The 23005-nt window shown below is 57.1% G+C and carries 18 protein-coding genes; 11 read left to right on the top strand and 7 right to left on the bottom strand.

Annotated elements, in window-relative coordinates; all coding sequences use genetic code 11:
* Positions 1-33: 33 nt before the first annotated feature.
* Positions 34-1353, top strand: a complete 1320-nt coding sequence (locus tag QP884_RS08675; RefSeq protein ID WP_284821729.1) for an amino acid permease — start codon at positions 34-36, stop codon at positions 1351-1353.
* A gap of 57 nt (positions 1354-1410) precedes the next feature.
* On the top strand, positions 1411-1701 hold the full coding sequence (locus tag QP884_RS08670) for a YrhK family protein (protein ID WP_234447434.1): 291 nt from the start codon (positions 1411-1413) through the stop codon (positions 1699-1701).
* Positions 1702-1967: 266 nt separating this feature from the next.
* Here the strand turns inward: QP884_RS08670 and QP884_RS08665 are convergent, their stop codons facing one another.
* The 3 genes from QP884_RS08665 to QP884_RS08655 all read right to left on the bottom strand — a co-directional run bounded on the left by QP884_RS08665 (position 1968) and on the right by QP884_RS08655 (position 6725).
* Positions 1968-3287 carry an MFS transporter gene (locus tag QP884_RS08665; RefSeq protein ID WP_284821728.1) on the bottom strand — a complete coding sequence of 440 codons (1320 nt, stop codon included), beginning with the start codon at positions 3285-3287 and terminating at the stop codon, positions 1968-1970.
* A gap of 399 nt (positions 3288-3686) precedes the next feature.
* Positions 3687-4997: a threonine/serine ThrE exporter family protein gene (locus QP884_RS08660; protein WP_284821727.1), complete on the bottom strand. Its 1311-nt coding sequence runs from the start codon at positions 4995-4997 to the stop codon at positions 3687-3689.
* Positions 4998-5507: 510 nt separating this feature from the next.
* Positions 5508-6725: an amidohydrolase gene (locus tag QP884_RS08655; protein WP_284821726.1), complete on the bottom strand. Its 1218-nt coding sequence runs from the start codon at positions 6723-6725 to the stop codon at positions 5508-5510.
* A gap of 260 nt (positions 6726-6985) precedes the next feature.
* Here QP884_RS08655 and QP884_RS08650 point away from each other — a divergent pair, with 260 nt between their 5' ends.
* The 6 genes from QP884_RS08650 to QP884_RS08625 all read left to right on the top strand — a co-directional run bounded on the left by QP884_RS08650 (position 6986) and on the right by QP884_RS08625 (position 13773).
* Positions 6986-7966 (top strand): carbohydrate ABC transporter permease, encoded by a 981-nt coding sequence (locus QP884_RS08650; protein WP_284821725.1) that lies wholly within the window; start codon positions 6986-6988, stop codon positions 7964-7966.
* A 27-nt stretch (positions 7967-7993) separates the two neighbouring features.
* Positions 7994-8839 (top strand): carbohydrate ABC transporter permease, encoded by an 846-nt coding sequence (locus QP884_RS08645; protein WP_049378801.1) that lies wholly within the window; start codon positions 7994-7996, stop codon positions 8837-8839.
* Between the two features lie 81 nt (positions 8840-8920).
* Positions 8921-10243 (top strand): ABC transporter substrate-binding protein, encoded by a 1323-nt coding sequence (locus QP884_RS08640; RefSeq protein WP_284821723.1) that lies wholly within the window; start codon positions 8921-8923, stop codon positions 10241-10243.
* Between the two features lie 46 nt (positions 10244-10289).
* A complete protein-coding gene (locus QP884_RS08635; protein WP_250408889.1) occupies positions 10290-11411 on the top strand; it encodes an ABC transporter ATP-binding protein in 1122 nt (373 codons plus the stop codon).
* A 176-nt stretch (positions 11412-11587) separates the two neighbouring features.
* Entirely contained in the window at positions 11588-12205 is a 618-nt protein-coding gene (locus tag QP884_RS08630; protein ID WP_284821721.1) for a M48 family metalloprotease, read from the top strand.
* 173 nt (positions 12206-12378) lie between these two features.
* Positions 12379-13773, top strand: coding sequence for a GntP family permease (locus QP884_RS08625; RefSeq protein WP_284821720.1), 1395 nt, complete (start codon positions 12379-12381; stop codon positions 13771-13773).
* On the opposite strand, the gene QP884_RS08620 is transcribed toward QP884_RS08625, so the two are convergent.
* Positions 13770-14279, bottom strand: coding sequence for a gluconokinase (locus tag QP884_RS08620; protein WP_284821719.1), 510 nt, complete (start codon positions 14277-14279; stop codon positions 13770-13772). The two genes, QP884_RS08625 and QP884_RS08620, sit on opposite strands and share 4 nt — an antisense overlap.
* A 133-nt stretch (positions 14280-14412) precedes the next feature.
* On the opposite strand from QP884_RS08620, the gene QP884_RS08615 reads away from it, so the two are divergent.
* Together QP884_RS08615 and QP884_RS08610 are read left to right on the top strand one after the other, a co-directional pair.
* Positions 14413-16995: an AAA family ATPase gene (locus tag QP884_RS08615; protein ID WP_284821718.1), complete on the top strand. Its 2583-nt coding sequence runs from the start codon at positions 14413-14415 to the stop codon at positions 16993-16995.
* Entirely contained in the window at positions 16979-18100 is a 1122-nt protein-coding gene (locus QP884_RS08610) for a 5-methylcytosine restriction system specificity protein McrC (protein WP_350309248.1), read from the top strand. The genes QP884_RS08615 and QP884_RS08610 overlap by 17 nt, the downstream gene beginning before the upstream one ends.
* A gap of 142 nt (positions 18101-18242) precedes the next feature.
* Here QP884_RS08610 and QP884_RS08605 read toward each other — a convergent pair whose 3' ends face one another.
* From QP884_RS08605 to QP884_RS08595, 3 genes are all read right to left on the bottom strand, one after another.
* Positions 18243-19184, bottom strand: a complete 942-nt coding sequence (locus QP884_RS08605) for a nucleoside hydrolase (RefSeq protein WP_284821716.1) — start codon at positions 19182-19184, stop codon at positions 18243-18245.
* Between the two features lie 9 nt (positions 19185-19193).
* Positions 19194-20618, bottom strand: coding sequence for an MFS transporter (locus QP884_RS08600; protein WP_239229089.1), 1425 nt, complete (start codon positions 20616-20618; stop codon positions 19194-19196).
* Between the two features lie 141 nt (positions 20619-20759).
* A complete protein-coding gene (locus tag QP884_RS08595) occupies positions 20760-20978 on the bottom strand; it encodes a hypothetical protein (protein WP_284821715.1) in 219 nt (72 codons plus the stop codon).
* Between the two features lie 466 nt (positions 20979-21444).
* On the opposite strand from QP884_RS08595, the gene QP884_RS08590 reads away from it, so the two are divergent.
* Positions 21445-22995 carry an alkaline phosphatase D family protein gene (locus QP884_RS08590; protein WP_284821714.1) on the top strand — a complete coding sequence of 517 codons (1551 nt, stop codon included), beginning with the start codon at positions 21445-21447 and terminating at the stop codon, positions 22993-22995.
* Positions 22996-23005: the final 10 nt, after the last annotated feature.

Genomic DNA, 23005 nt, shown 5'->3' with positions numbered 1-23005 from the left:
TACCCCATTCACAAACACTGGAGGATGAATTCTATGTCTCACACGACTGCGAATGCGCCCGCTTCACCAGCCAGCCCACCCACCACTGGCGGTGCAGGTACTTCACCCAGCGGCCAGGTGACCACTAATAAGGCCGTCAATAGCCAATGGACCATCACGCTCTTCGGCACCGCCGTGGGTGCAGGCATCCTCTTCCTGCCGATTTCGGCCGGCAGCTTCGGTTTTATCCCGCTACTGGTGGCTACCCTGCTCATCTTCCCAATGACCTACCTGGCCCACCGCGCGTTTTCTTGGATCATCAGCTATTCCCCGCTACACGGCGAAGATGTCCTCGCGGTACTCACTCACTTCTTCGGCCGCGGCAATGGAATCATCCTGGCAATCATCTACTGGTTCACCATTTTCCCGGTGGTGCTTATCTACGGCGTATCGATTACGAATACGGTCGATAGCTTCATCGTCAACCAACTGGGCGGCCCGGAAATCTCCCGCTACATCCTGGCGCCACTGTGCGTGGGCCTCATGACACTCGCGCTCGCCTTTGGCAACGCCATCATGCTCAAGATTGCCCAGTTCGTGGTCTACCCGCTCATCGTGGCGCTCGCAGCGGTATCGCTCTACCTCATCCCGCAATGGGACTTGGGCTCCTTCCTGGAAGCTGGCGACCACAGCGCCGGCGGCGTCCTCAAGGCCATCATCCTCATCCTTCCAGTATTGGTCTTCTCCTTCTCCTTCGTTGCCGCCATCTCCCAGTTCTCCCTGGGCATGGAGAAGGAATACGGCGCGGACCACCACGCGCAGTCCGATAAGGTCATCCGCAACTCCGCCATCCTGCTGACCATTTTCACCATGTTCTTCGTCTGGTCCTGCGCCCTGGCCATGGGCGCGGACGGCATGCAGGAGGCTAATGACAAGAACCTGCCGGTACTCTCCTACTTCGCCAACGAAACCGGCACGCCGTTTATGGCCTACATGGCGCCCATTGTCGTTATTTGCGCGGTGGCCTCCTCCTACTTCGGCCACGCCCTTGGCACCATCGAGGGCACCCAGTACCTCTTCCACCTGGCCGCGCCGAAGGCCACGAAGAAGATGTCTACGCGCACGCTCGACCTGTGGACCTACCTCTTCATCTTTGTTTCAACCTCCCTGGTGGGTATTTTCAACCCCTCCATCCTGGATATGATTTCCGTCGTGGGCGGTGTCTTCTTCGCCTTCATGACCTACCTGCTACCCATCTGGGTCATCTACCGCGTGGAGGCACTGGCGCGCTTCCGGGGCAACAAGACCAACTTCTTCGTGGCGATCATGGGTCTTATCGTGCTTTTCGCCACCATCTGGGGAATGTTCCAATAATCCCACAAAAACATGGTTCGACAAGGCCTTTTCCTCTCTGGCAGGGTGGGAGACATCATGTCAGAACAGGAAAAGGATCCCGACCTAAAGATTAAGCTCGGGCAGAACAACGAAATCAAAATTAAAAACAAGTACGAGACGTTTTCCATCGCCAATGACATCGCCATCTCCGTGGTCTTCATCCTTGGCTCAGTGCTGACACTGGCCGGCATGTCAATGGTCGCCACCGTCTTCTACCTTCTCGGCAGCCTGGGCATGGCAGCCCGCCCAGCCATCCGCTTGAAGCGGCGCACGCACCTGCAGCGCATTGGAGCGGATGCCAATACCGCCGAAAGCTACGACTACTAGGCGCAATGGGCAGACGCGGCTAACAGTAAACTTTCAGCAACTCGCAGCGACCTATCAGGCGCAACCCATTGCAGTAGCAGCCCCGTACCCCATACTTAAATCATGCGTTTGAGAGAGCGCATACGAGAGAGATAGAGAGAACCCCTCAGTTTCCAGAGGGCGGCTTTAAGCCGATACATGGGAACACCTTGTAGAGAGAGACGCCTGCGGCCCTCGGCTCCTTTTAGGTTCCGAGGGCCGCAGGCGTTTTACACGGCTCCACGGTACTACTCGTGCAGCTTATTCTTCTTCGACGCGAAGAGAACTGCGATGCCGGTCACCAGCGCCGCGGCCACCAAGTAGAAGGCGGGGGCGAGCTGCAGGCCCGTGACGTCAATAAGCCACGTGGCAATCATCGGTGCGGTACCGCCAAATACAGCGTTGGCGGTATTAAACGTCAACGCGAAACCGGACAGGCGCACGTGGGTGGGGAATTGTTCGGAAAGGAAGGAGGGCAGGACGCCGTCGTTAAGCGCCAGCACGCCGCCCAAGCAGACCTGAATGATAATGACGAGGAGGAGCCCGGCGCCATCGAGAAGCATGAAGGCCGGAATGATGGTCGCGCCCATGAAGGCGGCCGCGCACAGCATCGTCGTGCGGCGACCAAGACGATCCGAAAGCATGCCGGTGAGCAAGGCAAAGCCCACATAGAATGCGGACGCCACCGAGGACGCGATAAACGCCGGCGTCGCGGCCATGCCCAACTCCTCCGACAGGTAAGTGGGCAGGTAGGTCAAAATGACGTAGAAGCCAATGGCGTTGAGCACCGCGCCCGCAAAGGCAATGGCTAGGGCCTTAGGGTACTTCAGAACCTCGCGCAGCGGGGACTCCTCCGGCTCATCCTGGTCCTCAAAGTGGGAAGACTCTTCCGTGTTGCGGCGAATCCACAGGCCGTATAGACCCAAAGGCAGCGCAATCAGGAATGGCACACGCCAACCCCAGGAATCCAGGGCGGCATCATCAAGGACTCCAGTCAGCAGCGCCGCAATGAGCGAGCCCAAGAGCAAGCCCGAGGCCGTCGCGGAGGGCACCACCGCCGAATAGATGCCACGCTTGCCGGCTGGGGCAATCTCAGCCAGGTGCGTGGCCGCGCCCGCATACTCGCCGGCTGCAGAAAAGCCCTGCACCATGCGGCACAGCAATAGCAAGATGGAGGCGGCAAAGCCAATGGTGGCATAGCCCGGCAGGAATCCGATACACGCGGTTGCCACCGACATCATCACAATAGACACCGTCAGCGTATGGATGCGCCCGTATTTATCACCAAAGTGACCCCACACGATGCCGCCCAAGGGCCGCACCAGGAACGACAGCGCGAAGAGCGCAAACGTCATAATCAGCGCGCGGCGGCCTTCCATCTCCGGAAAGAACACACGGGAGATAATCGCGGACATATAGATATAGGCCGCATAGTCGAACCACTCGATGAAGGTGCCAATAAACGCCGCCTTAATGGCCGAGCGATGCTGGCGCCTGGTTCCCTCCGTATCCTCGACCTGCGCCGCCGCGGCGTCCTTGGCTGGGGGTTGGGCTGTGAGAGGAGACATGCTCCTCACCTCGATTCTGTAGCTCTACAAGCAGGTGAAGCGGCGCAGCTTAACTGCGCGCATATCTTCCACCCTACAGAAACCAACTATGCTCTACGTCACTTTAACGCGCCAATGTTGCGCACCTCCACCTCTACCCCGCTTTCCGACGCCCTCCCCACCCCTTTCCCAGCCACTAACAGCAACCCAACAGCCAGACCCCATGACCGCTACAGCCCAGTGCCCCATACTGAGATTGTGCGCTTGAGAAAGCGCATATGAGAGAGATAGAGAGAACCCCTGGCAGTTTCCACAGGGCGGCCGATGCCGATACATGGAAACGACATGAGAGACGCCTGTGGCCTCCAGCTCCGAAAGGAACTGGGGGCCACGGGCGTTTCCCTAGCTAGAGTCTAGGCATCATGCGGAAGAAGGCCGTTGCGGAAGCTTTTTATCAAAATCAATTAGGCGACCCAAGGCCCAATCCCTATCAGTAAGCAAGCGAGAAAACACCAAACCGGCACCAATAGATCCAACTACCATCATTCCAGTTGCCACATTGGCCAACGCTTGATCCATCTGACCATCGTTCAAATAAAACACCGCCCGGAACATTGTCACCCCTGGGATCATAATCACCGCGGCCGGAACGGTGGTTGTAATACGAGGAAGACGCGCCCTTTTAGAAGCTACTGCCCCCAGCAACCCGATGATTAATCCACCCACAAAGGCTGCAAAGAAAATGGTTGTTCCCGCGTGAATGAGAATCAAACGAAGCTCATTTGCCACGGTTCCAACGCACGCCGCTACTAAGACCATGCGGCGAGAAGAGTTAAAAAGAAAAGCAAACCCAGCAATGCCCAGAAAACTTGCCAGCGGCGCCAACAGAAACCATTGCATATCCTGCACAGGTGCAGGTGGGTCAGGACTAAGTTTTGTCAGCCAGCTAACCATAGAGACCGTGAAAGCCGCCGTGAATATGACGGTAAAGGCGTACCCCAATCTGACAATCCCCGCATCAAGATCAAAGCGGGCTATGTCGATCAAAGCAGAGAAAAGTGGAAACCCGGGAATCAGGAATAAAACGGCCGCCACAAACCCCGAGGACAGTTCACTGGGTTCCACCGAGCCTATAGCCCCGAAGAATTCCGTCAACAAGAAGAAAACTATGCTTGCCGTCGCACCACCAGCAATCACTCCTCCAATTTGATGAACGTGACGGTGGAGAACTGTATAACGAACAAACTGGCCTGCAAACGCCGCCAAAGCAACCAACCCCACTGCTTCCAGCGGGAAAAAATTAAGATACGCAAACGCCGCACATGCGATCGCGGCAGCGAAAGAAAGAGTTAGACCGCCCCAGCGCTTTTTGACATTATGCTCGATAGTATCCAGCATCGCCGCTAATTCCTGAGCGGTGATCCCTGCGTAGAGGCGATTGTGGGTTAAATCTTCCAAGGCTTCAATCCGAGAGGCATCAACTGCAGGCGAATGTTGCCGAGCAATGACCGTCCGGAAGTATTCGCCGCGGTGAAACGTACAGGTAATCTGCGTCAGACCCACTGTGGCATCTAGATGGTCAAACCCCAATGCTCGCGCACTCCGTTTCATCCCTCTAAGTACGCGATAACCAGAGGTGCCGGCCCCCATTAGGAGCATTCCCACCCGCAATACAACGTCCGCCTCGACACCCATTTGCCGATGCATCTCCGGATCAAATTGTTGTGCCATCTCTCCTCCTCTGACACTGCTCTTGGCGCACAATTAAAGACTTGTCGACCCCAACCCGATAGCGCGCTTGTAGTTTCCCTAGAATCTTACGCAAAAGAAGCCTCTTGTGAATCAGGCTCATCGATCCAAAAGCCTCCACCTTGATACCCGTAAGCTGATTGAGCTATTTTTTATCCTCCGCCAAATGATTGCCACTATATTCACAGGAAAATACCAGACCTATGGCAGCCTAGCGCGTTATCTTTAATTTACGTGTTCGAGAGAACGCAAGAGAGATAGAGAGAACCAGTTCCAGCGCCCTGTGGCCCCAAGCGAGGCCCGGGCGTTGGAGCTGTTTTAGGGGTCTGCAGGTTGGGGCGTGGGGGAAGGAGAAGGCGTCGGAAAGCGGTGCATGGCTCAAATTCGCGGTTATAGATCCTACGGGCTACCCCCGCCACCTCATACAGCGCGCATTCCAAAAGGCATGGCCGCAAACACCATGGGACCGTGCGGCCGAATGCTGCGTGTCGGTTAGTTGTTTCCTAGGTAGCTCATCGCAGCGGCGATAAGGGCTTCGGTGCCGGTTCGTAAAGTGGGCTGGAGCAGCGGAGCGAAGTGCGGACTGTGGTTGGGGACATCCTTTTCTTCTTCGCGGCCGGAAAATACCCAGAAGCAGCAGGGAACGCCGAAAGCGCGGGCGATGGGGGAAAAATCTTCCGAGGCGGTGAGGGACTCGGTATCAAGGACGCGGTCGGTGCCGAAGTAGGACACAAAGGCTTCCTTAAGGCGTTCCGTGGTGTCCTCATCGTTGCTGGTAAGCGGGTAGGAATCGTGATAAGTGAACTCGGCCGGCTGCGGACTGCCGGCAGCCTGACACTCGGCATTGACAATGCGCTCGATGGCGCCGGTGATTTTATCGCGTACCTGCTCGCTATAAGCGCGCACGTTGATTTTTAGGTTGGCCTCGAAGGGGATGATATTGGCCTTCGAGCCGGCGTTGATGGCTCCCACGGTCAGCACGCCGAATTCGGAGGGGTTGAGTTCGCGGGAGATGACCGTCTGTAAACGCATGACGATGGCGCTGGCCAGTACCACGGGGTCAACGCTGAGGTGCGGCATGGAGCCGTGCGAGCCTTGGCCATAAACCTTGACGTCCATACTTACCGCGGTGGACATGAATGGGCCGGAGGCCAGCGCCACGGTGCCGGCGGGAAAGTTGCTGGCAAAGACGTGCTGGCCGAGTACTACGTCCGGCGTGGCAACCTTGTCCACAAGTCCGCCATCCACCATGGACTGGGCACCGGCGGCAATCTCCTCGCCCGGCTGGAAAATGAGCTGTAGGGTGCCGGACCACTGGTCGGTAGCCTGCGCCATGAGCGCGCCCATGCCAAGCAGGCTGGCCACGTGAGAATCGTGGCCGCAGGCGTGCATGACGGGGACCGTGTTTCCTTCCTGGTCAACGGCGCTATCGGTGGAGGCGTAATCCAGGCCGGTGTCTTCCTTAACCGGTAGGCCATCGAAATCCGCGCGCAGCATGACGCTTGGCCCGGCACCGTTTTCTAAGACACCGACCACGCCGCCGCCTACTTCAATTTGGTAAAAGCCAAGGTCGGAAAGCTTGTCCTTAATGATGCCCAGCGTGCGCTCTTCCTGCATGGATAGCTCCGGGTGCTGGTGCAGATCCTTATACAGCGGCTCCTGCCACACCTTGACGGAGTCATAGTTGCTGCAAACGGTAGGGACAGACATTGCTTCCTCCTAGTGGGCTCGCGGTGGATTGTGGGGGCCAGTGTAGTGGGGTGGGAGGAAGGTGGGCGTCGGCAAGCGGGGCATCTTTGTAATGCCGGACATAGTTTGGCGGTGGAGCGACCAGTGCCATAGGGGGTTGCGCTGCGGCTTTATAGAATATTCGATGACACGTCTACCTTTAACCCATTGGCCTTTTATTATTCATCAATTGTTTGTTTTCTGTGTAGCTAGGAGTCACCTGCCCGCCCTAGATTGACCGAGTGACTTTTCAGGAAGACTCTCCCGGTGCCGGTGGCGCCGGCACTACAACCGCATCTCCCGCACGAGCGGAAAGCCCCGGTGATTCCGCGGCGCTTGTCCGCAAGGCCAAGCGCAACCGCCACAAGGAATGGCTGCTGGCAGCAGCACTGCTTGCTCCCAACCTGATCCTGCTGGCCGTATTTACCTACCGGCCCCTGCTGGACAATATCCGCCTCTCCTTTTTCAATTGGAATATCTCCAGCCCCACCTCCACCTTCGTGGGCTTGGATAACTATGTGGAGTGGTTTAGCCGCGATGACACGAAGACCATCGTGCTCAACACCCTGGTTTTTACCTTCTTCGCGGTGATTGGCTCCATGGTTATCGGCCTAGCGCTGGCCTTGCTGCTGAACCAAAACATTAAGGGCCGCAACTTTGCGCGCTCGGTGGTCTTTGCCCCCTATGCCATCTCCGGCGCAGCCATTGGCATTGCCTTCCAATTCGTCTTCGACCCCAATTTTGGCCTCATCCAGGAACTCTTGGGCTGGTTCGGCGTGGACTCCCCCAACTTCTACGCTGTACCCGGCTGGGCCATGTTCATGGTGACCTTCACCTTTGTGTGGAAAAACCTGGGTTATACCTTCGTCATCTACTTGGCGGCGCTGCAGGGCCTGGACAAGGAATTGGATGAAGCTGCCGCTATCGACGGCACCGGCCGCTGGCGCAAATTCTGGCGCGTGACCATGCCGCAGCTGCGCAATACCACCTTCTTCCTATCTATTACGGTGCTGCTCAATTCCGTGCAGGTCTTCGACATCATCAACGTCATGACCCGTGGCGGCCCGCAGGGCAATGGCACGCAGACGCTGGTCTTCCAGATCTACAACGAGACCTTCGTCAACTTCCGTGCTGGCTACGGTGCGACTGCCGCCACCATCTTGTTCCTCATCCTGCTCATCATCACCCTGATCCAGGTCCGCATCATGGATAAGCGAGGTTAACCCAACATGGCTACTTCTACCCTTCACATGGTCACGGATGAATCCCCCGCTACCCGCCGCGCCAAGCTCATCGGCGGCTACCTGGGCATCCTGGCGGTTCTGCTGCTCATTGGCCTGCCGCTGTTTTGGATTCTGATGACCTCGTTTAAGGCCAAGGGCGATATTTATACCGACCCGGTCAATTGGCTCCCGCCAGTGTGGGAGACCGAGAACTACTCCGATGCCACCACACGTGTGCCGTTCTGGACCTACCTGCGCAACTCGGTGCTCATTACCGCGGTGCTGTCCATCATCAAGATTGTACTGGGAGTCATCTCCGCCTATGCGCTGGCCATCCTGCGCTTCCCAGGCCGCCACCTGGTATTCCTGCTGGTCATTTCCTCGCTCATGGTGCCGAGCGAAATCACCGTCATTTCCAACTACGCCCTGGTCAATTCCTTGGGCTGGCGCAATACCTTCGTGGGCATTATCGTGCCGCTGGCCGGTGTGGCCTTCGGCACCTTCTTGATGCGCAACCACTTCTTGTCCCTGCCCTATGAGCTGGTGGAAGCCGCCCGCATGGACGGCGCCGGCCCCATCCGCCTGCTGACCAAGGTGTTACTTCCGGTTTCGTGGCCCACGCTGACTGCATTTTCCGTCATCACCATGGTCAATGAATGGAATACCTACCTGTGGCCCTTCCTCATGGCGGATACCGAGGACGTCGCCCCGCTGCAGGTCGGCCTGACCATGCTGCAAAACAACGATGGCGTGACCAACTGGGGTCCGGTTATGGCCGCCACCATCCTCACCATCATCCCGATGGTGATCATCTTCCTAGCCTTGCAAAAGTACATGATTCAAGGCCTCACCACTGGCGCCGTGAAGGGTTAGAAGGCTTCTTCCCCACCCACGCTCGCCGTTTCCGCTTGCTTTATTTTCCGCCCCTTAACCACGCTTATTAAGGAGAACTACATGCTACGCCGCAAATTCCTCGCTCTGGCCTCCACGGCCGCTTCTGCTACCGCACTCGCCGCTTGTGCCGGCACCTCGTCCACCAATCCGCAGGGTGGCAACGACAAGGGCGGCGACGGTGAAGTCACCGAGCTGACCTGGTGGTCCAACCACCCGGGCACCTCCAAGGACATTGAGAAGGAGATCATCTCCCGCTTTGAAAAGGAAAACCCGGACATCAAGGTCAACCTCGTTGATGCCGGCAAGAACTACGAAGAAGCAGCGCAGAAGTTCAACGCCGCGCTCACCGGCCAGGACCTGCCGGACATCGTGGTGCTTTCTGACGTCTGGTGGTACAACTTTGCCATCAATGGCCAGATTGCCAACGTGGACGACCTTGCCAAGGAAGCAGGCATCGACCTGTCTACCTACGTACAGCCGCTCTACGAGGACTACAAGTACGACGGCGGCCACTTTGCCCTCCCCTTCGCCCGTTCTACGCCGCTGTTCTTCTACAACAAGGACGCGTGGAAGAAGGCTGGACTGCCGGACCGTGGCCCCAAGTCCTGGGATGAGATGGATGAGTGGTCCAAGAAGCTGGCTGAGGCCGATTCCAAGATGAAGCCTTTTGGCTGGGGCGATGCCGTGGATTACCTGGGCTGGATCTTCCAGGGCCCGCTGTGGTCCAAGGGCGGCGCTTACTCCGATGAGTGGGACCTGAAATTCACCGATGACAAGACCATCAAGGCCGTCGAGTGGCTCAAGGACATCACTGATGAGAAGAAGGGCTACTCCTACGTGGGCAATGACATGGCCATGGAGTTCGGCACCGGCCGCGCCGCCGCCACCGTCCTGTCCACCGGTGACCTGGCGGGTCTGACCGATACCGCCAAGTTCGAGCTCGGCACCGCCTTCTTGCCTAACCCGACTGGCGACGGCGCCTGCCCCACCGGTGGTGCCGGCCTTGCCATCCCGGCTGGCATCAGCAAGAACCGCCAGCTGGCTGCTATCAAGCTCATTGACTTCATTACCAATGAGGAAAACACCTGCTACTGGTCTCAGAACGTGGGCTACATGCCGGTGCGCTCCACCGCGGTAGACAACGAGGACCAGAAGAAGTTCATGGAAGAAAACCCGAACTTCGAAACGGCTATCAAGCAGCTGCCAGAAACTCGCCCGCAGGACAATGCCCGCGTATTCCTGCCCGGCGCGGACCAGGAAATCGGCGGCGCCTTCGAAAAGATCGTCACCAACCGCGATGACGTCACCAAGGTGCTGACCGATCTACAAAAGACCCTGCAGTCCATCTACGACAACCAGGTTAAGACCGTCATCAATAAGTAGGCTCTCGCAGCCCCTCCCCTTCCCCACTAGTTTTTGAAAGGTAACCATGGCTACTGTCACCTTCGATGGCGCAAGCCGCATCTACTCTAAGGACGCGGAACGCCCCGCCGTTGACCGCCTCAACCTGGATATTGCCGATGGCGAATTCTTGGTCCTCGTCGGCCCATCCGGCTGCGGCAAGTCCACCAGCCTGCGTATGCTGGCAGGCCTCGAGCCCACCGACCGCGGCTCCATCCGCATCGGTGGCAAGGATGTCACCGGGGTTAGCCCATCGGACCGCGACGTGGCCATGGTCTTTCAGAACTATGCCCTCTACCCCAATATGTCCGTGGCGCAGAATATGTCCTTCGCGCTAGAAAACCGCAAGGTTCCGAAGAACGAGATTCAATCCCGCGTGCACGAGGCGGCGAAGATCCTGCAGATGGAAGACCTGTTGGACCGCAAGCCAGCAAACCTCTCCGGCGGCCAGCGCCAGCGCGTGGCCATGGGCCGCGCCATCGTCCGCGAACCGGCCGTATTCTGCATGGACGAGCCGCTGTCCAACCTGGATGCCAAGTTGCGCGTTTCCACCCGCGCGCAGATCTCTAACCTGCAGCGCCGCCTTGGTACCACCACCGTATATGTCACCCACGACCAGACCGAGGCGATGACCATGGGTGACCGCGTCGCCGTTCTCAATGCCGGAGTCTTGCAGCAGGTGGATACCACCCGCACCATTTATGACCGCCCGCAGAACGTCTTCGTCGCCGGTTTCATTGGCTCCCCGGCGATGAATATCTACGACCTCACCCATAACTCCTCTGAGCTCACCATCGGCTCTACCCGCATCAATCTGGCCAACTACAACTTTGAGGGCGTGGAGACCGTTACCGTGGGCATCCGCCCGGAAGACTGGCAGCTAAGCGATACCGGCAACGGCGGGGCAAAGTTCACCGTCGCGCACGTCGAGGAGCTGGGCAACCAGACCTATGTCTATGGCGAGCTTAACGACGCCGCCGGCAACAGCTCCACCGACGGCGTCCTCAAATCCTCGACCCGGATGGGCGGACAGACCGGCATCCTGGTTGATGCCCGCGGCCGCTATGCGGTGGGCGATACTTTCTACGTTTCCCCCGACCCAGACCGCGTACATTTGTTTAGCACCACCACTGGGCAGCGATTGAACTAGAAGGCGGTAAAGAGGCAGTAAGTTCCTCAGTTTCTTATTTTTCCCTTTGCAGACAATAAGAAACTGATATATGCTCACACGCATAAGAGACCCGCATAATACCGTTTACCACGGATATTGCTGGGAAACATGCACTCTGCGAACCTTAAAATCAACCGAAAGGTAACTCACTGCCTATGCCTTCTTTCAAGAAGCTTTCTGCCGCCACCCTGGCCGCTTCCGCCATCCTTGGCACCGTCGCCACACCGGCCGCTAGCGCTAAGAGCGACCCAGTTCGCTCCCTCATCTCCCCGAGCACCTGCAAGACCATCACCAAGCTGGCTAACGATGGCAAGCCGGTCCCGGATCCCTCCATCCTCCACGATGAGGACTCCGTAAAGCCCTACTTCCAGGACGGCGTACTGGAGTACAAGGTGGTCGGCGACTTCCCGTACCGCAAGCAGCTGGATGCCGCGGTAGCCGAGTGGAACAAGGCTCTCAAGGGCAAGGCTTCCCTGAAGGAAGTAAAGCCTTCCGAGGCTGACGATGACACCGTCGCCATCATCTACAAGCCGGACCCGAACGGCTACGTGCAGGGTGCCGCTTACCCGGACCACAAGATGGTCTTCATCAAGATTCCTAATGCCCAATACCCAGAGGCAGTCCAGGGCACCATCGCCCACGAGCTGGGCCACATGATGGGCGCGGGCCACTCCTGCGCCGGCGCGCTCATGGCCGGCGCCAACCAGAACCCTATCTCCTACCACGTGACCCCGCTGGATGCGGCGGCTGTCATCCAAGGCCAGTTCGACTAAACTGCCTGCACCCTCCCCTAGGTTCCTGCACCGGCGCCTAGGGGATTTTTATATACCCAGCCCCATCGGGGGTGTCGGCTGGGTCGCATTTGGAGGAAGGGGGCGTCGGCAAACGGGGCGGCTGCTAACGTTTCCGTTATTCAAAGGTTTGCATTAGAAAAGGAGCCCGCTTTATGGATACGTGGGAACCCACCCTGTCGACCGGCCCGCTGCTAGGCATTGCGGTGGCCGCCATCGCCGTGATTTTGGTGCTGGTCATCTATTTCAAGCTCCACGCTTTTCTCACCCTGCTGGTGGTCTCGGCGCTTACGGCGCTGGCCGCGGGCATTCCACTTGAGGGCATTGTGCCCACCATGACCGAAAGCTTTAGCTCCACTCTGGGCTCGGTGGCGTTGCTGGTGGGACTGGGCGCCATGATTGGCCGGTTGGTGGAAGCCTCCGGTGGCGCTAAATCGCTTGCCGACGCCATGGTTCACCGCTTCGGCGAGTCCAAAGCACCCCTTGCGTTGGGCTTGGCATCGCTGATCATGGGCTTTCCTATCTTCTTCGACGCCGGCCTGATTGTGATGCTGCCGGTGATCTTCGCCGTTGCTCGCCGTTTGGACGGCCCCGTCCTTGCCTTTGGTCTGCCGGCCGCCGGTGCGTTTTCTGTCATGCACGTGTACCTGCCGCCGCACCCAGGCCCTGTGGCGGCGAGCGAGTTCTACGGCGCTGACCTCGGCCTCGTCCTCCTCGTTGGTCTGCTGCTTGCGCTGCCTACTTGGTACATTTCCGGCTACCGCTTCGGCCTGCTTTCCGGCAAGAGATTCCCCCTCAAGGTTACTGATGCCATCGCCGGCCCGGTGCTTTCTGAGGAAGAACAGCCGCTTAAGCCGGCCTCTGCCCCAACGGTGATTGCCCTCCTGCTCATCCCGATGGTGCTCATCTTCTTCAACACCGGCCTCAATGCCTTGGCATCCTATGGCACCATCGATGCCGACGCCGCGTGGGTACGGTTCTTTGTCATGCTCGGCCAGACGCCTATCGCACTGCTCATCACCGTGCTCATTGCACTCGTGGTCCTGGGCCTGCGCCGCGGCGTGGAAAAGACCGCGCTGGAAAAGCTCATCGATTCCTCGCTTGGCCCCATCTGTTCCGTCGTGCTCATCACCGGTGCCGGCGGCATGTTTGGTGGCGTTCTGCGCACCTCCGGCATTGGCGACGCCCTGGCCGATTCGCTTTCCGGCCTCGGCATCCCCGTTATCCTTGCCTGCTACCTCATCGCCGTGGCGCTGCGCCTGGCCCAAGGCTCGGCGACCGTTGCGCTCACCACCGCTGCCGCCCTCATGGTTCCCGCCGTGGAGGCCGGCGGCTTCAACGAGCTACAGCTCGCCCTCATCGTCGTGGCCACCGCCGCCGGTTCCGTCTTCGGCTCTCACGTCAACGACTCCGGCTTCTGGCTCGTCGGCCGCCTGATGGGCATGGACACGGTCACCACCCTGAAGACCTGGACGGTCAACCAAATTCTGATTTCCGTCATCGGCTTTGCCTTGGTCTTGGTGCTCTACGGTGTAGCAGCGCTCTTTTAAGCACCAGCCTTAATCCAGGCCGCTGCCTCCTGGGCGATCTCCTCGACTGGCCGCGTCACCTCAAAGACGCGGCCAGTTTCGTCTTCTTCCAGCGGCTCCAAGGTATCGAACTGCGACTGCAAGAGCGATGCTGGCATAAAGTGCCCCGGCCGGTGCTGCATCCGCTCATGCAGCACATCAAAGTCGCCATGCACGTGAACGAACACCACGGCTGGACAGTACTCGCGAATCAAATCCCGGTACTTGCGCTTCAGCGCGCTGCAACCCACCATCGCACCTTCTGGCCTATCCGCCAGCCACTGACCAATCTGCTTCAACCACGGCTCCCGGTCCGCATCATTGAGCGGAGTACCCGCAGCCATCTTGTCGATATTGGCCTTGGGGTGCATATCATCGCCATCGCGGTACTCCAGACCTACCAACGGCGACAACGCCTCCCCCACCGTTGTCTTCCCCGAGCCGGATACTCCCATCACTACGATGTGGCGGAAACTGTGGTGGTTCATGGTGGCTCCTTGGGTTGGGGTTGTTCACTTCTAATTTTAGGCAGCCCAAATCTTCAGAGATGGACAAGTCTCAAATAGAGAGCTGTCCTACTATCATTGAAATTCCCCTACTCGAATTTCTAAGGATGCACTGATGACTACCCCGCAGCAATCTTTTTCTTGGAGAACCGTTCTTCCCGTCGTCTTAGAAACGATGCGGGGTACGTCAGTAGTCGCTTACCCTGAACTATTCGAACACGTTCAAGAAATTGCTGAAGTGGACTTTCCAGGACAAGCTCACCGCCAGCTCAAGAGCAGATCCGTTGTGGAGGACCGGACACGATGGGCAGTGTTCAATGCAAGAAAAATAGGTTTTGTCAGTTCCTCTAAACCGGGGTCCTTTTCCTTGACTGCCGAGGGCGCCACTTGGCTTGCTTCCAACCCATACCCTTTAGGAAAACATCAGATCCGAGAAATCGACGAGCTTATTTCCAAAGCGCATAAGCAACGAGAAGTCGATTCGGGCCCGCAAGAGGAACTTCCTGAAGAATCTAGTGCGGACTTTTTCTGGGTGCTACGCGCAGGCCGCAAAGGTGAACGAGAAAAGGAAGCCCTAGAGTCAAACTTAGGCATTCCCGGTATGGACTATGGCCCAGAGGTGAATAAGCAAACTACCTTAGACTCCATCAAGGCCTCGATGGTGCGAGAGCACCCAGATCTCAAAGCACAAACATCCACAAGCTACGCTTCTCAACTCAACCGGTTTAAGAACCAAATGCAGGTAGGCGACCTGGTTCTGATGCCGAGCAAGTTGCACAAAGGGCGAGTTTATTTTGGCTATGTCTCCGGCGATTACGAGTACCGCCCTCATGAGCCAAAAGAGATGCGGCACGTCCGACCGATCAACTGGTCAAGCGATTTCTTCAATCGCGATGACCTAGGAATAGACCTCCAACGATCTCTAACTTCACTGCTTACTATCTGCCAAGTTTCTCGGAACCATGCCTTTGACCGAGTAGAGTCCGTCATCCAAGGCATGGGAGATCCTGACTTTTCCTCTGAAACTCCATTGTCACCGTCGTTTGACTGGCCGGAATTTTTCGCAGAACTCGCCACCAAACTTCTTGCCTTCAAAAACAACCGCGCGGAGCTACTCGAAAAACTAAAAGAGACTGCTGAAATCTCAGGACGCCCGCTCCGGTTCAAGCACCTATGGAAATGGCACATAGATGATGAAGAAGTGCCCGCTACTGATATGGATCCTTTTACCATCCTCGGTGTTGCTAACCGGCAAATTTCGGCATCTAATAAGGTGGCAATTTGCCAAGCCTTTAAAACCGTCTTCGGAATTGAAGCCCCAGCACCAACGGATTTTTCGGGACTGCCCCAACTCAACAACTTACGCTCGTGCTTTGCTACGAAGCCGTCAGATGTTATTAATCTAAGTTTTTGGGAGAATAGCTGGAGCCTTTTCGCTTCGGCCCTCGCGGTGAGCCAATCGGATACGCCCGAAAATCGAGCTCAGTTTATACACGATTTCGACGTGATGACCAAAGACCGCCAGATCACGGCATACACCATGGCATTGTTCTGGGCACGTCCCCGCTATTTCCTCACTTTCGATTCAGTCATCACCAAGTATCTTGCCCAAGACTCCGCGCTTGGAATCAATATTCAGAAAAATGTTTCGACGGGTAAAGATTATTTGCTTACACTCGATGAAATCCGAGATTGGCTTACTACTGCCGAGATCGAACCGGCTAATTTTCCCCAATTGTCTTACGAAGCATGGGTTTTCAACCAAGAACCAACCGATGCTACTGCCCAAACCGTAGAGTCTTCGTCGGAAGAAGACATCTATACCATTTCTGCAATTATCGAAGACGGATGCTTTATCCCGAAAGACGATCTCGAACTAATGCTGGAACGCCTGAAGGAAAAGAAAAACCTGATTCTTCAAGGCCCGCCGGGTACGGGAAAGACTTGGCTTGCACGTCGCTTGGCATATATCTTGTGCAAGTCAGACGCAGAAGATGTAGTCACCTCCGTCCAATTCCACCCTTCTACTTCTTATGAAGACTTCGTTCAGGGCTTTCGTCCCAGCAGTAGCGGGAAGCTTGAACTAAAAGATGGCCCATTCCTCCAAGCAGTGGAAAAAGCTAAGGAGGACTCCAATCCACACGTAGTGGTGATTGAAGAGATCAACCGCGGCAATCCAGCGCAGATTTTTGGTGAGATGCTTACCCTCTTGGAAGCTGACAAAAGAAACCCTGAAAATGCGCTTACCACGCTTTATAGCAAAGAAGGAGAAGCAGTTTTCCTTCCCGATAACTTTTACGTCATCGGCACGATGAACCAAGCAGACAGGTCCCTTGCCATGGTAGATATGGCTTTACGTCGTAGGTTCGCTTTCATTAATCTCGTACCGCAGTTGGGATCCACTTGGCGGAATTTTTGTGTTTCCAACCGTAATCGCAATGACGAGGCTCTCAGTGAAATCGCGCGAAGGATCGAAAAGGTCAATCAATTGATCCGAGACGATTTCAATCTCGGTGATGACTACCTAATCGGACACAGCTTTGTTACTCCACGCCGAAAGCTTGCAGACAGTTCCTTCGATGCAACTATGGAATGGTTTGACCAGGTAGTAGCCTCGGATCTCAAGCCGCTCATAGCAGAGTATTGGTTCGACAATCCTGCGAAGCGAGAGCAGGCCCTCGATGTCCTCAACGGATAGTTCCCCTCAACCGGAAGACATATACGTTTCTATTCGAAGTGTATGGATGCTCCAGCTATACGCCTCGCAGTCTTTTATTGATGGGCATATATCCAACGCTTCGGTGGAAGACGCGGGTGTTGAGCTTCCAGAGCTGATCGGAACGATGCTGTGTGACGCTGTAGAAAGGCGTTTTCGGAGAGAATTGAGCATTGGTTTCACCCTTACCGAACGAAATATAACTCGGGTGCGAGGCCGAATTGACATGTACGAAACCACTCGCCACCAACTCCTTGAAAAGGGACTCATTGCCTGTGAGTTCAATGAACTCACCATCAATAGCAAAGTTAACCAATTCCTTAAGTACGCCCTCGAATATGCAGCACAAATGCTCTTAGACGTAAGCAGTTGCGATGCTGCGCACCGGTGCAAGGTGCTTGCTCGAAGACTTACTCAAATGGGAGTTTCCAAGCCGAAATCGACAGCCTTCCCTCGTGGAAGGCTCTCTCCTGCAGATAAGAAACCAGTTGCAGTAGCCAGACTGCTTTTGGAATTAGCCGTGCCCGCGCGTGGGGATGACGCCCATACTCGATTCAGCAGAAAGCACCTCACGCAACACGAGCTCCGAAAGCTTTTCGAAAAGGCTCTATTTGGTCTGTTTCAATACCACCTCAGCCCTATCGGTTGGAAAGTAAGCAGCGGAGAATGGTTGCACTGGGATGCTCAACAAACGCCCAGACAATTACCGAGTATGCAGACAGATATCATTCTGCGATCACCAGAAGGTGAAATTACAGTTATTGATGCCAAGTTCACGAATATGTTTATTGAGAATCGCGTAGGAAACGAATCCTTGAAGAGCCCGCACCTTTATCAGCTTTACGCCTACTTACGTAGCCAAGAAGCGCTCGGCGGAGAATGGAAAACCGCAAAGGGCATCATGCTCTACGCTTCTTCGGGTCGAAACTTACAGGATGAGACGATTTCATTCCTCCTCGACGGACACCCAGTAGCTTTCGCTAGCATCAGTCTCGAAACCTCAATTCGTGAGTTTCGCCAGGAAGCGCTTCACCTTGTGGCCCCGAGTCTCGAATTCCTTGGATTAGAACCACACGAAACTCCATAATGGCTTCCCAAAGACACAAGCCAAGGAGAGGTGAATCATTGGAGTACAAAGCAGCCACGTTGTGGCCCCAACCTGGTGGTTCAGGAGCCATAACGTGGCTGAAAGTTGGGTTCCCGCGCGGCGGAGGCGAGAAAAAGGCGGCCTAGGCGAGGTTTTTGAGGGCGTCGGTGACAAGGCGCCAGAAGCCGGCGTGGTCGAGGGTGGTGGCGACTTGGGTGTGGCAGGAGGCGTCGGCAGGCTCGCGCAAATCGGTGACGGTCATGCCGGTGGTCAGTGCACCAGCGAGCTCGACGTGGACGGGGGCCTTGCGGGTCTGGACGATGTCCGGATCGATGAGGTAGGCGATGGTGCACGGGTCGTGGACTGGTGGGTTATCAAAGCCCTGGTTGGCCTGGTAGGCCTTGCGGAAGAAACCGAAAAGGCCCACGACGAACTCCGAGACGGGAGTATTTAGCGCCTTGATCTCGGCTTCGACCTCTGGGGTGGCAAGCGCCTGGTGGGTGAGATCGAGGCCCACCATGGTGACGGGCCAGGGCTCTTCGAAGACGATGTGGGCGGCCTCAGGATCGATCTTGATATTGAATTCGGCGACTGGGGACCAATTGCCCTCGTGATAGCCACCGCCCATGAGTACTACTTCCTTGACGCGCTCGACGATGCGCGGCTCTTTGCGCGCGGCCATCGCGATATTGGTAAGCGGGCCGGTGGGCACCAGGGTGATGGTGCCGGGCTCATGGGACATGACGGTGTCGATGATGAAGTCGATAGCGTGGGCGTCGGCAAGCGCGGTGCTTGGCTCCGGAAGTTGGACGCCCTCGACGTCCATGCCGGTGGAGCCGTGGATGGCCTCGGCAACCTCGACCGGGCGCACGAGCGGGCGATCGCAGCCTGCGTACACCGGAACCTCCGGGTGGCCGACGATTTCCTTGACCACCAGGGCATTGTGGGAGACCTTATCCAAGGTCTGATTGCCGCCAACGGTGGTAATGCCCAGTAAGTCAATGGTGGGGTTGCCCAAAGCTAGAAGCAAGGCCACTGCATCATCGTGGCCGGGGTCGCAGTCCAGAATGATTTTTCGCGTCATGCCACGAGCCTACTTTCGGGCGTTGACGGCCGCCACGGTGTCATCGATGGACTCCGGGCGAGGAATGAGGAAGGACAGGGCAAGGGCCGCAAGCAGAATAATGACGCCGGCGATCATGCCCGCGCGGTAGCCGTGCTCGAAGGAACCAGAAACCGCAAACAACACGGCGAAGGACAGACCCGCGCCGAGGTTGAAGGCGCCGGCGTTCATGCCGGGCAGGTAGCCCTGGTTATCGGCCGGCGAAAGCACAATGCCCAGGCCGTTGAGCATGATATTGGCAATGCCGGCGTAGGTTACGCCCAAGAAAATGGAGACGAAGAGCAGGGTCCATGCGTTCGGGGCGCCGACCACGAAGATGGAAATAATCAGGCCGACGACGGTGCCAATGAGGCCGGTTTGCAGGACGTACTTATAGCCCAGCTTGGAGGCCATCCAACCGGCAATCGGGCCAAAGACCAGGCCGGCGAGAGCGTACGGGGTCAGGGTGACCCAGGAAATGGTGCTGGCGGAAATGCCGGCGCCGGCGTCTGGGTCTTGGCCGAGGTTCGGAATGAGGCCGTTCATTACGGCGAAGACGCCGGTCATGGTAAGCAGCGTGGTAGAAAGCAGTGCCCAGGTGCGGCGCTGCTTAAGGTAAGCCACCGGCACGAGCGGGTCGGCGACCTTCTTCTCCACATTCCAGAAGGCCCAGAAGCCGGCGGCACCGATAAGAAGAAGGATAATGACGAGGAACCAATTGGCCTCGGCAAGTTTGCCGGCCTCGTTGAATGCGGTGAGAACGCAACCCAGCGCCACGGCCAGGGGCAGCACACCCGCCCAGTCCATGCGCGGGGTTTCGGTGGCCGTGGATTCCTTGGTAAATACCTGCACTGCTACTACCGCGATGGCACAGAGTACTGCCATGGTCCAAAAGACCGAGCGGTAGCCAAAGTTGCCCGCCAGCCAGCCGCCGGCCAGGGCATCCACGCCCGCAATACCACCATTTACCGAGGTCACAATGCCCAGCAGCAGTGCGTATTGCTTCTCATTGAGCACCTGCTGGCGCAGCATGATGAGGCAGAGAGGGACGGTCGGCCCGGCCACGCCCTGGATGATGCGGCCGATGAGCAGCACGGCGACGTTGGGCGCGACGGCGGAAGCCACGCAGCCCAGCGCAGCAACCGCCATCATGCCGACGAGGACCTTCCTACGACCGATAAGGTCGCCCCAGCGCGGTAGGAAGAGCGAGAACAATGCCGCGGCCGTAAAGAAGGCCGTCTGCGTTAGGCCAATCTGTGCGGTGGTGGCACTCAGCTCATCCTCCATCGTCGCCAAGGCAGGCGAAAGCATCGACGCATTGAGCTGGAAGGCAAACACTGCCGTAAGCAGTGCGAACATCAATGGAATATAGGAGCTGGGCTGGAGCTTTGGCGGCTCGGAGGTGGTGGAAGTCATGGCTTTAAATGTAGTTGATGAATCCTGCGCTCCATAGTGGGAAGCATGCCTCAACTTCCTTGGTGTTGCGCAGGACACCCCACTTAGCGCCACCAGCTATTTTCTCATTGTCTACTATCCATAGATTATGAAGATTCTCTCCTACATCGCCGCTGTCGCAACGGTGATACTTTCTTTAGCTTCCTGTTCCTCTCCGGAGTCACAGCCGGAAGAAACGACGACGCCTAGCACCTCAAGCACGGCCGATAGTTCTACTATCAGCTCTAGTTCCACAAGTTCTGCCCCGGAAACGACCTCTTCGGAGCCACAGCCGACATCGGAAGCTGAGCCTTCGCTTGCCGACGCTCCCCTAACGAACACCGCCGAATCCACCGCAGAACCCACCCTTACCGAGTGCGTCTATGGCGGCGGTAGCTGGACCACCAACGGCTGGTACAGCGATGGAACTATCCGTTGGGCGCAAGAATGTCAGAACCTCCACGACGAGCAGATGTCAAAGTACCCCTACCGGTGCCCGCAAACGGATCACTACGTCTCCGATCCATCTCAGTGTTCCTCCCCGGCGGGCAGCGGGAACGGGGGTTCAGATTCGGATTTGCCCGCAGCGATGACACGAACCGGCGAGGTGGAAGAAGAGCACATGCGAGCACATAAATGGTGGGCGGATTGCGTGAACGCAAACTCCCCGGAGTACTGCCGAGAGAACGATCCATGGCAGCGAGGTGGTTACTGACGTTCTCTTACTATTGCCGCAGAATTAACCAGCGATTCACTGCGGCTATTTAGGCTGGAAAAGTTCCTTATAGACCTTTTAACGGAGCTTTGTATGCCTTATTCAAAAAGTCTTTCTTCTTTTAATCGTCGTAATTTCCTGCAGATTGCTGGTGTTTCGGCCGCAGCAGTGGCTGCGGGAATTAATGCACCGACCAAGGCGAGTGCACAGTCGAGTCTGAGTTCATGGGGATCGTCGCAAGGCGGTGAACTGCCGCAGGATTCGGAGCTTTTTGGCCTAGGTGTAGCGGCGGGCACGCCGCGGCACGATTCGATGATCTTGTGGACGCGCCTGGCCCCTGAACCGCTGGCCGAGGATGGCCACGGTGGCATGACCGACGGCGATGTTCGCGTGGGGTGGGAAGTTGCGAAGGATGAGGGGTTTGGGGACGTCGTCAAGCAAGGCGAAGCACTAGCCCAACGCGAGCTGGCGCACTCGGTGCACCCGCAAGTAACTGGGCTGGAGCCCGCCACTGAGTATTTTTACCGCTTCCGCGTGGATGGCAAGGTGAGCCCAGTAGGTCGGTTTAAGACTCTGCCCGCGCCCGACGCAAAGGTGGATAATTTCACCTTCACCGTAGCTTCCTGCCAGGCGTGGTACCACGGCTATTTCACCCCGTGGAAACACATTGCGCAGGAACCGGACCTGGATATGACGATTTTCGTGGGCGACTACATCTACGAATACGGCATTGTGGAAGGCGATAATCTCTGGCGCCAAGGCGCAAGCGTGCCTGATGTTTTCAAGGCCAAGGTGGAGACGCTGGAACAGTATCGCCTGCGCTACTCGCTCTTTAAGTCCGATGAGCACCTGCAGGCCGCTCACGCACGCGCCGCGATGGCGATTGTGTGGGATGACCACGAAGTAGAAAATAACTACGCCGGTAATTGGTCCGAGATTGGCACCAAAGCCGAGCACTTCCTTTACCAGCGCGCGGCTGCTTACCGTGCCTTTTACGAGAATCTGCCGGTTGCCCCGCCCGCGCTTCCCGAAGGCCCCAATAACCGCATCTATGATTCCTTCGACGTGGGCACGCTAATGCGTTTCAATCTGGTCGATACCCGCCAATACCGCGAAGAATCCGCAGAAGACGCCAGCATCTTGGGCGCGGAGCAGGAGCAGTGGCTCAACGATAAGCTCGCCACTTCCCCGGCACAGTGGAACGTGGTGGTCAACAGCGTTGTCGTCGTACCGATCGCCGATAGCACCGACCAGTGGGACGGCTTCCCCGCGGCGCGCCGCCAGCTTATCGAATCCCTATCCAACGTCAGCGACCCGATTGTTTTCACCGGCGATATTCATCAGCACTGTGCTGCTGAAATCCAATCCGAATCCGGCCAGCCTGTAGGCGTGGAATTGGTTGCTACTTCCATTGCTTCCGATGGCGATGGCTTCGCCGGCTCCAAGAGCACCGAGTGGCTGGAAAAGCCATATGTGAAGGCCATGGATAAGCGTCGTGGCTATATCAAGGTGCGCGCTTCCCGCGAACACCTCGATTCCGAATTCGTCGTCGTGCCCTGGATCGAGCGCGATGATACCGCCCCGCGTGAGACTGCTTTCTCCTTCCGCACCAATGCCGGCGAGCACACGCTGCGCTCCCTCTAAACCCCGAAAG

It is taken from the genome of Corynebacterium tuberculostearicum (assembly GCF_030229345.1).
Taxonomy (GTDB): domain Bacteria; phylum Actinomycetota; class Actinomycetes; order Mycobacteriales; family Mycobacteriaceae; genus Corynebacterium; species Corynebacterium tuberculostearicum_G.
Note: the sequence above shows the minus strand (reverse complement) of the source record. Positions and strands in the feature narration are given on the sequence as shown.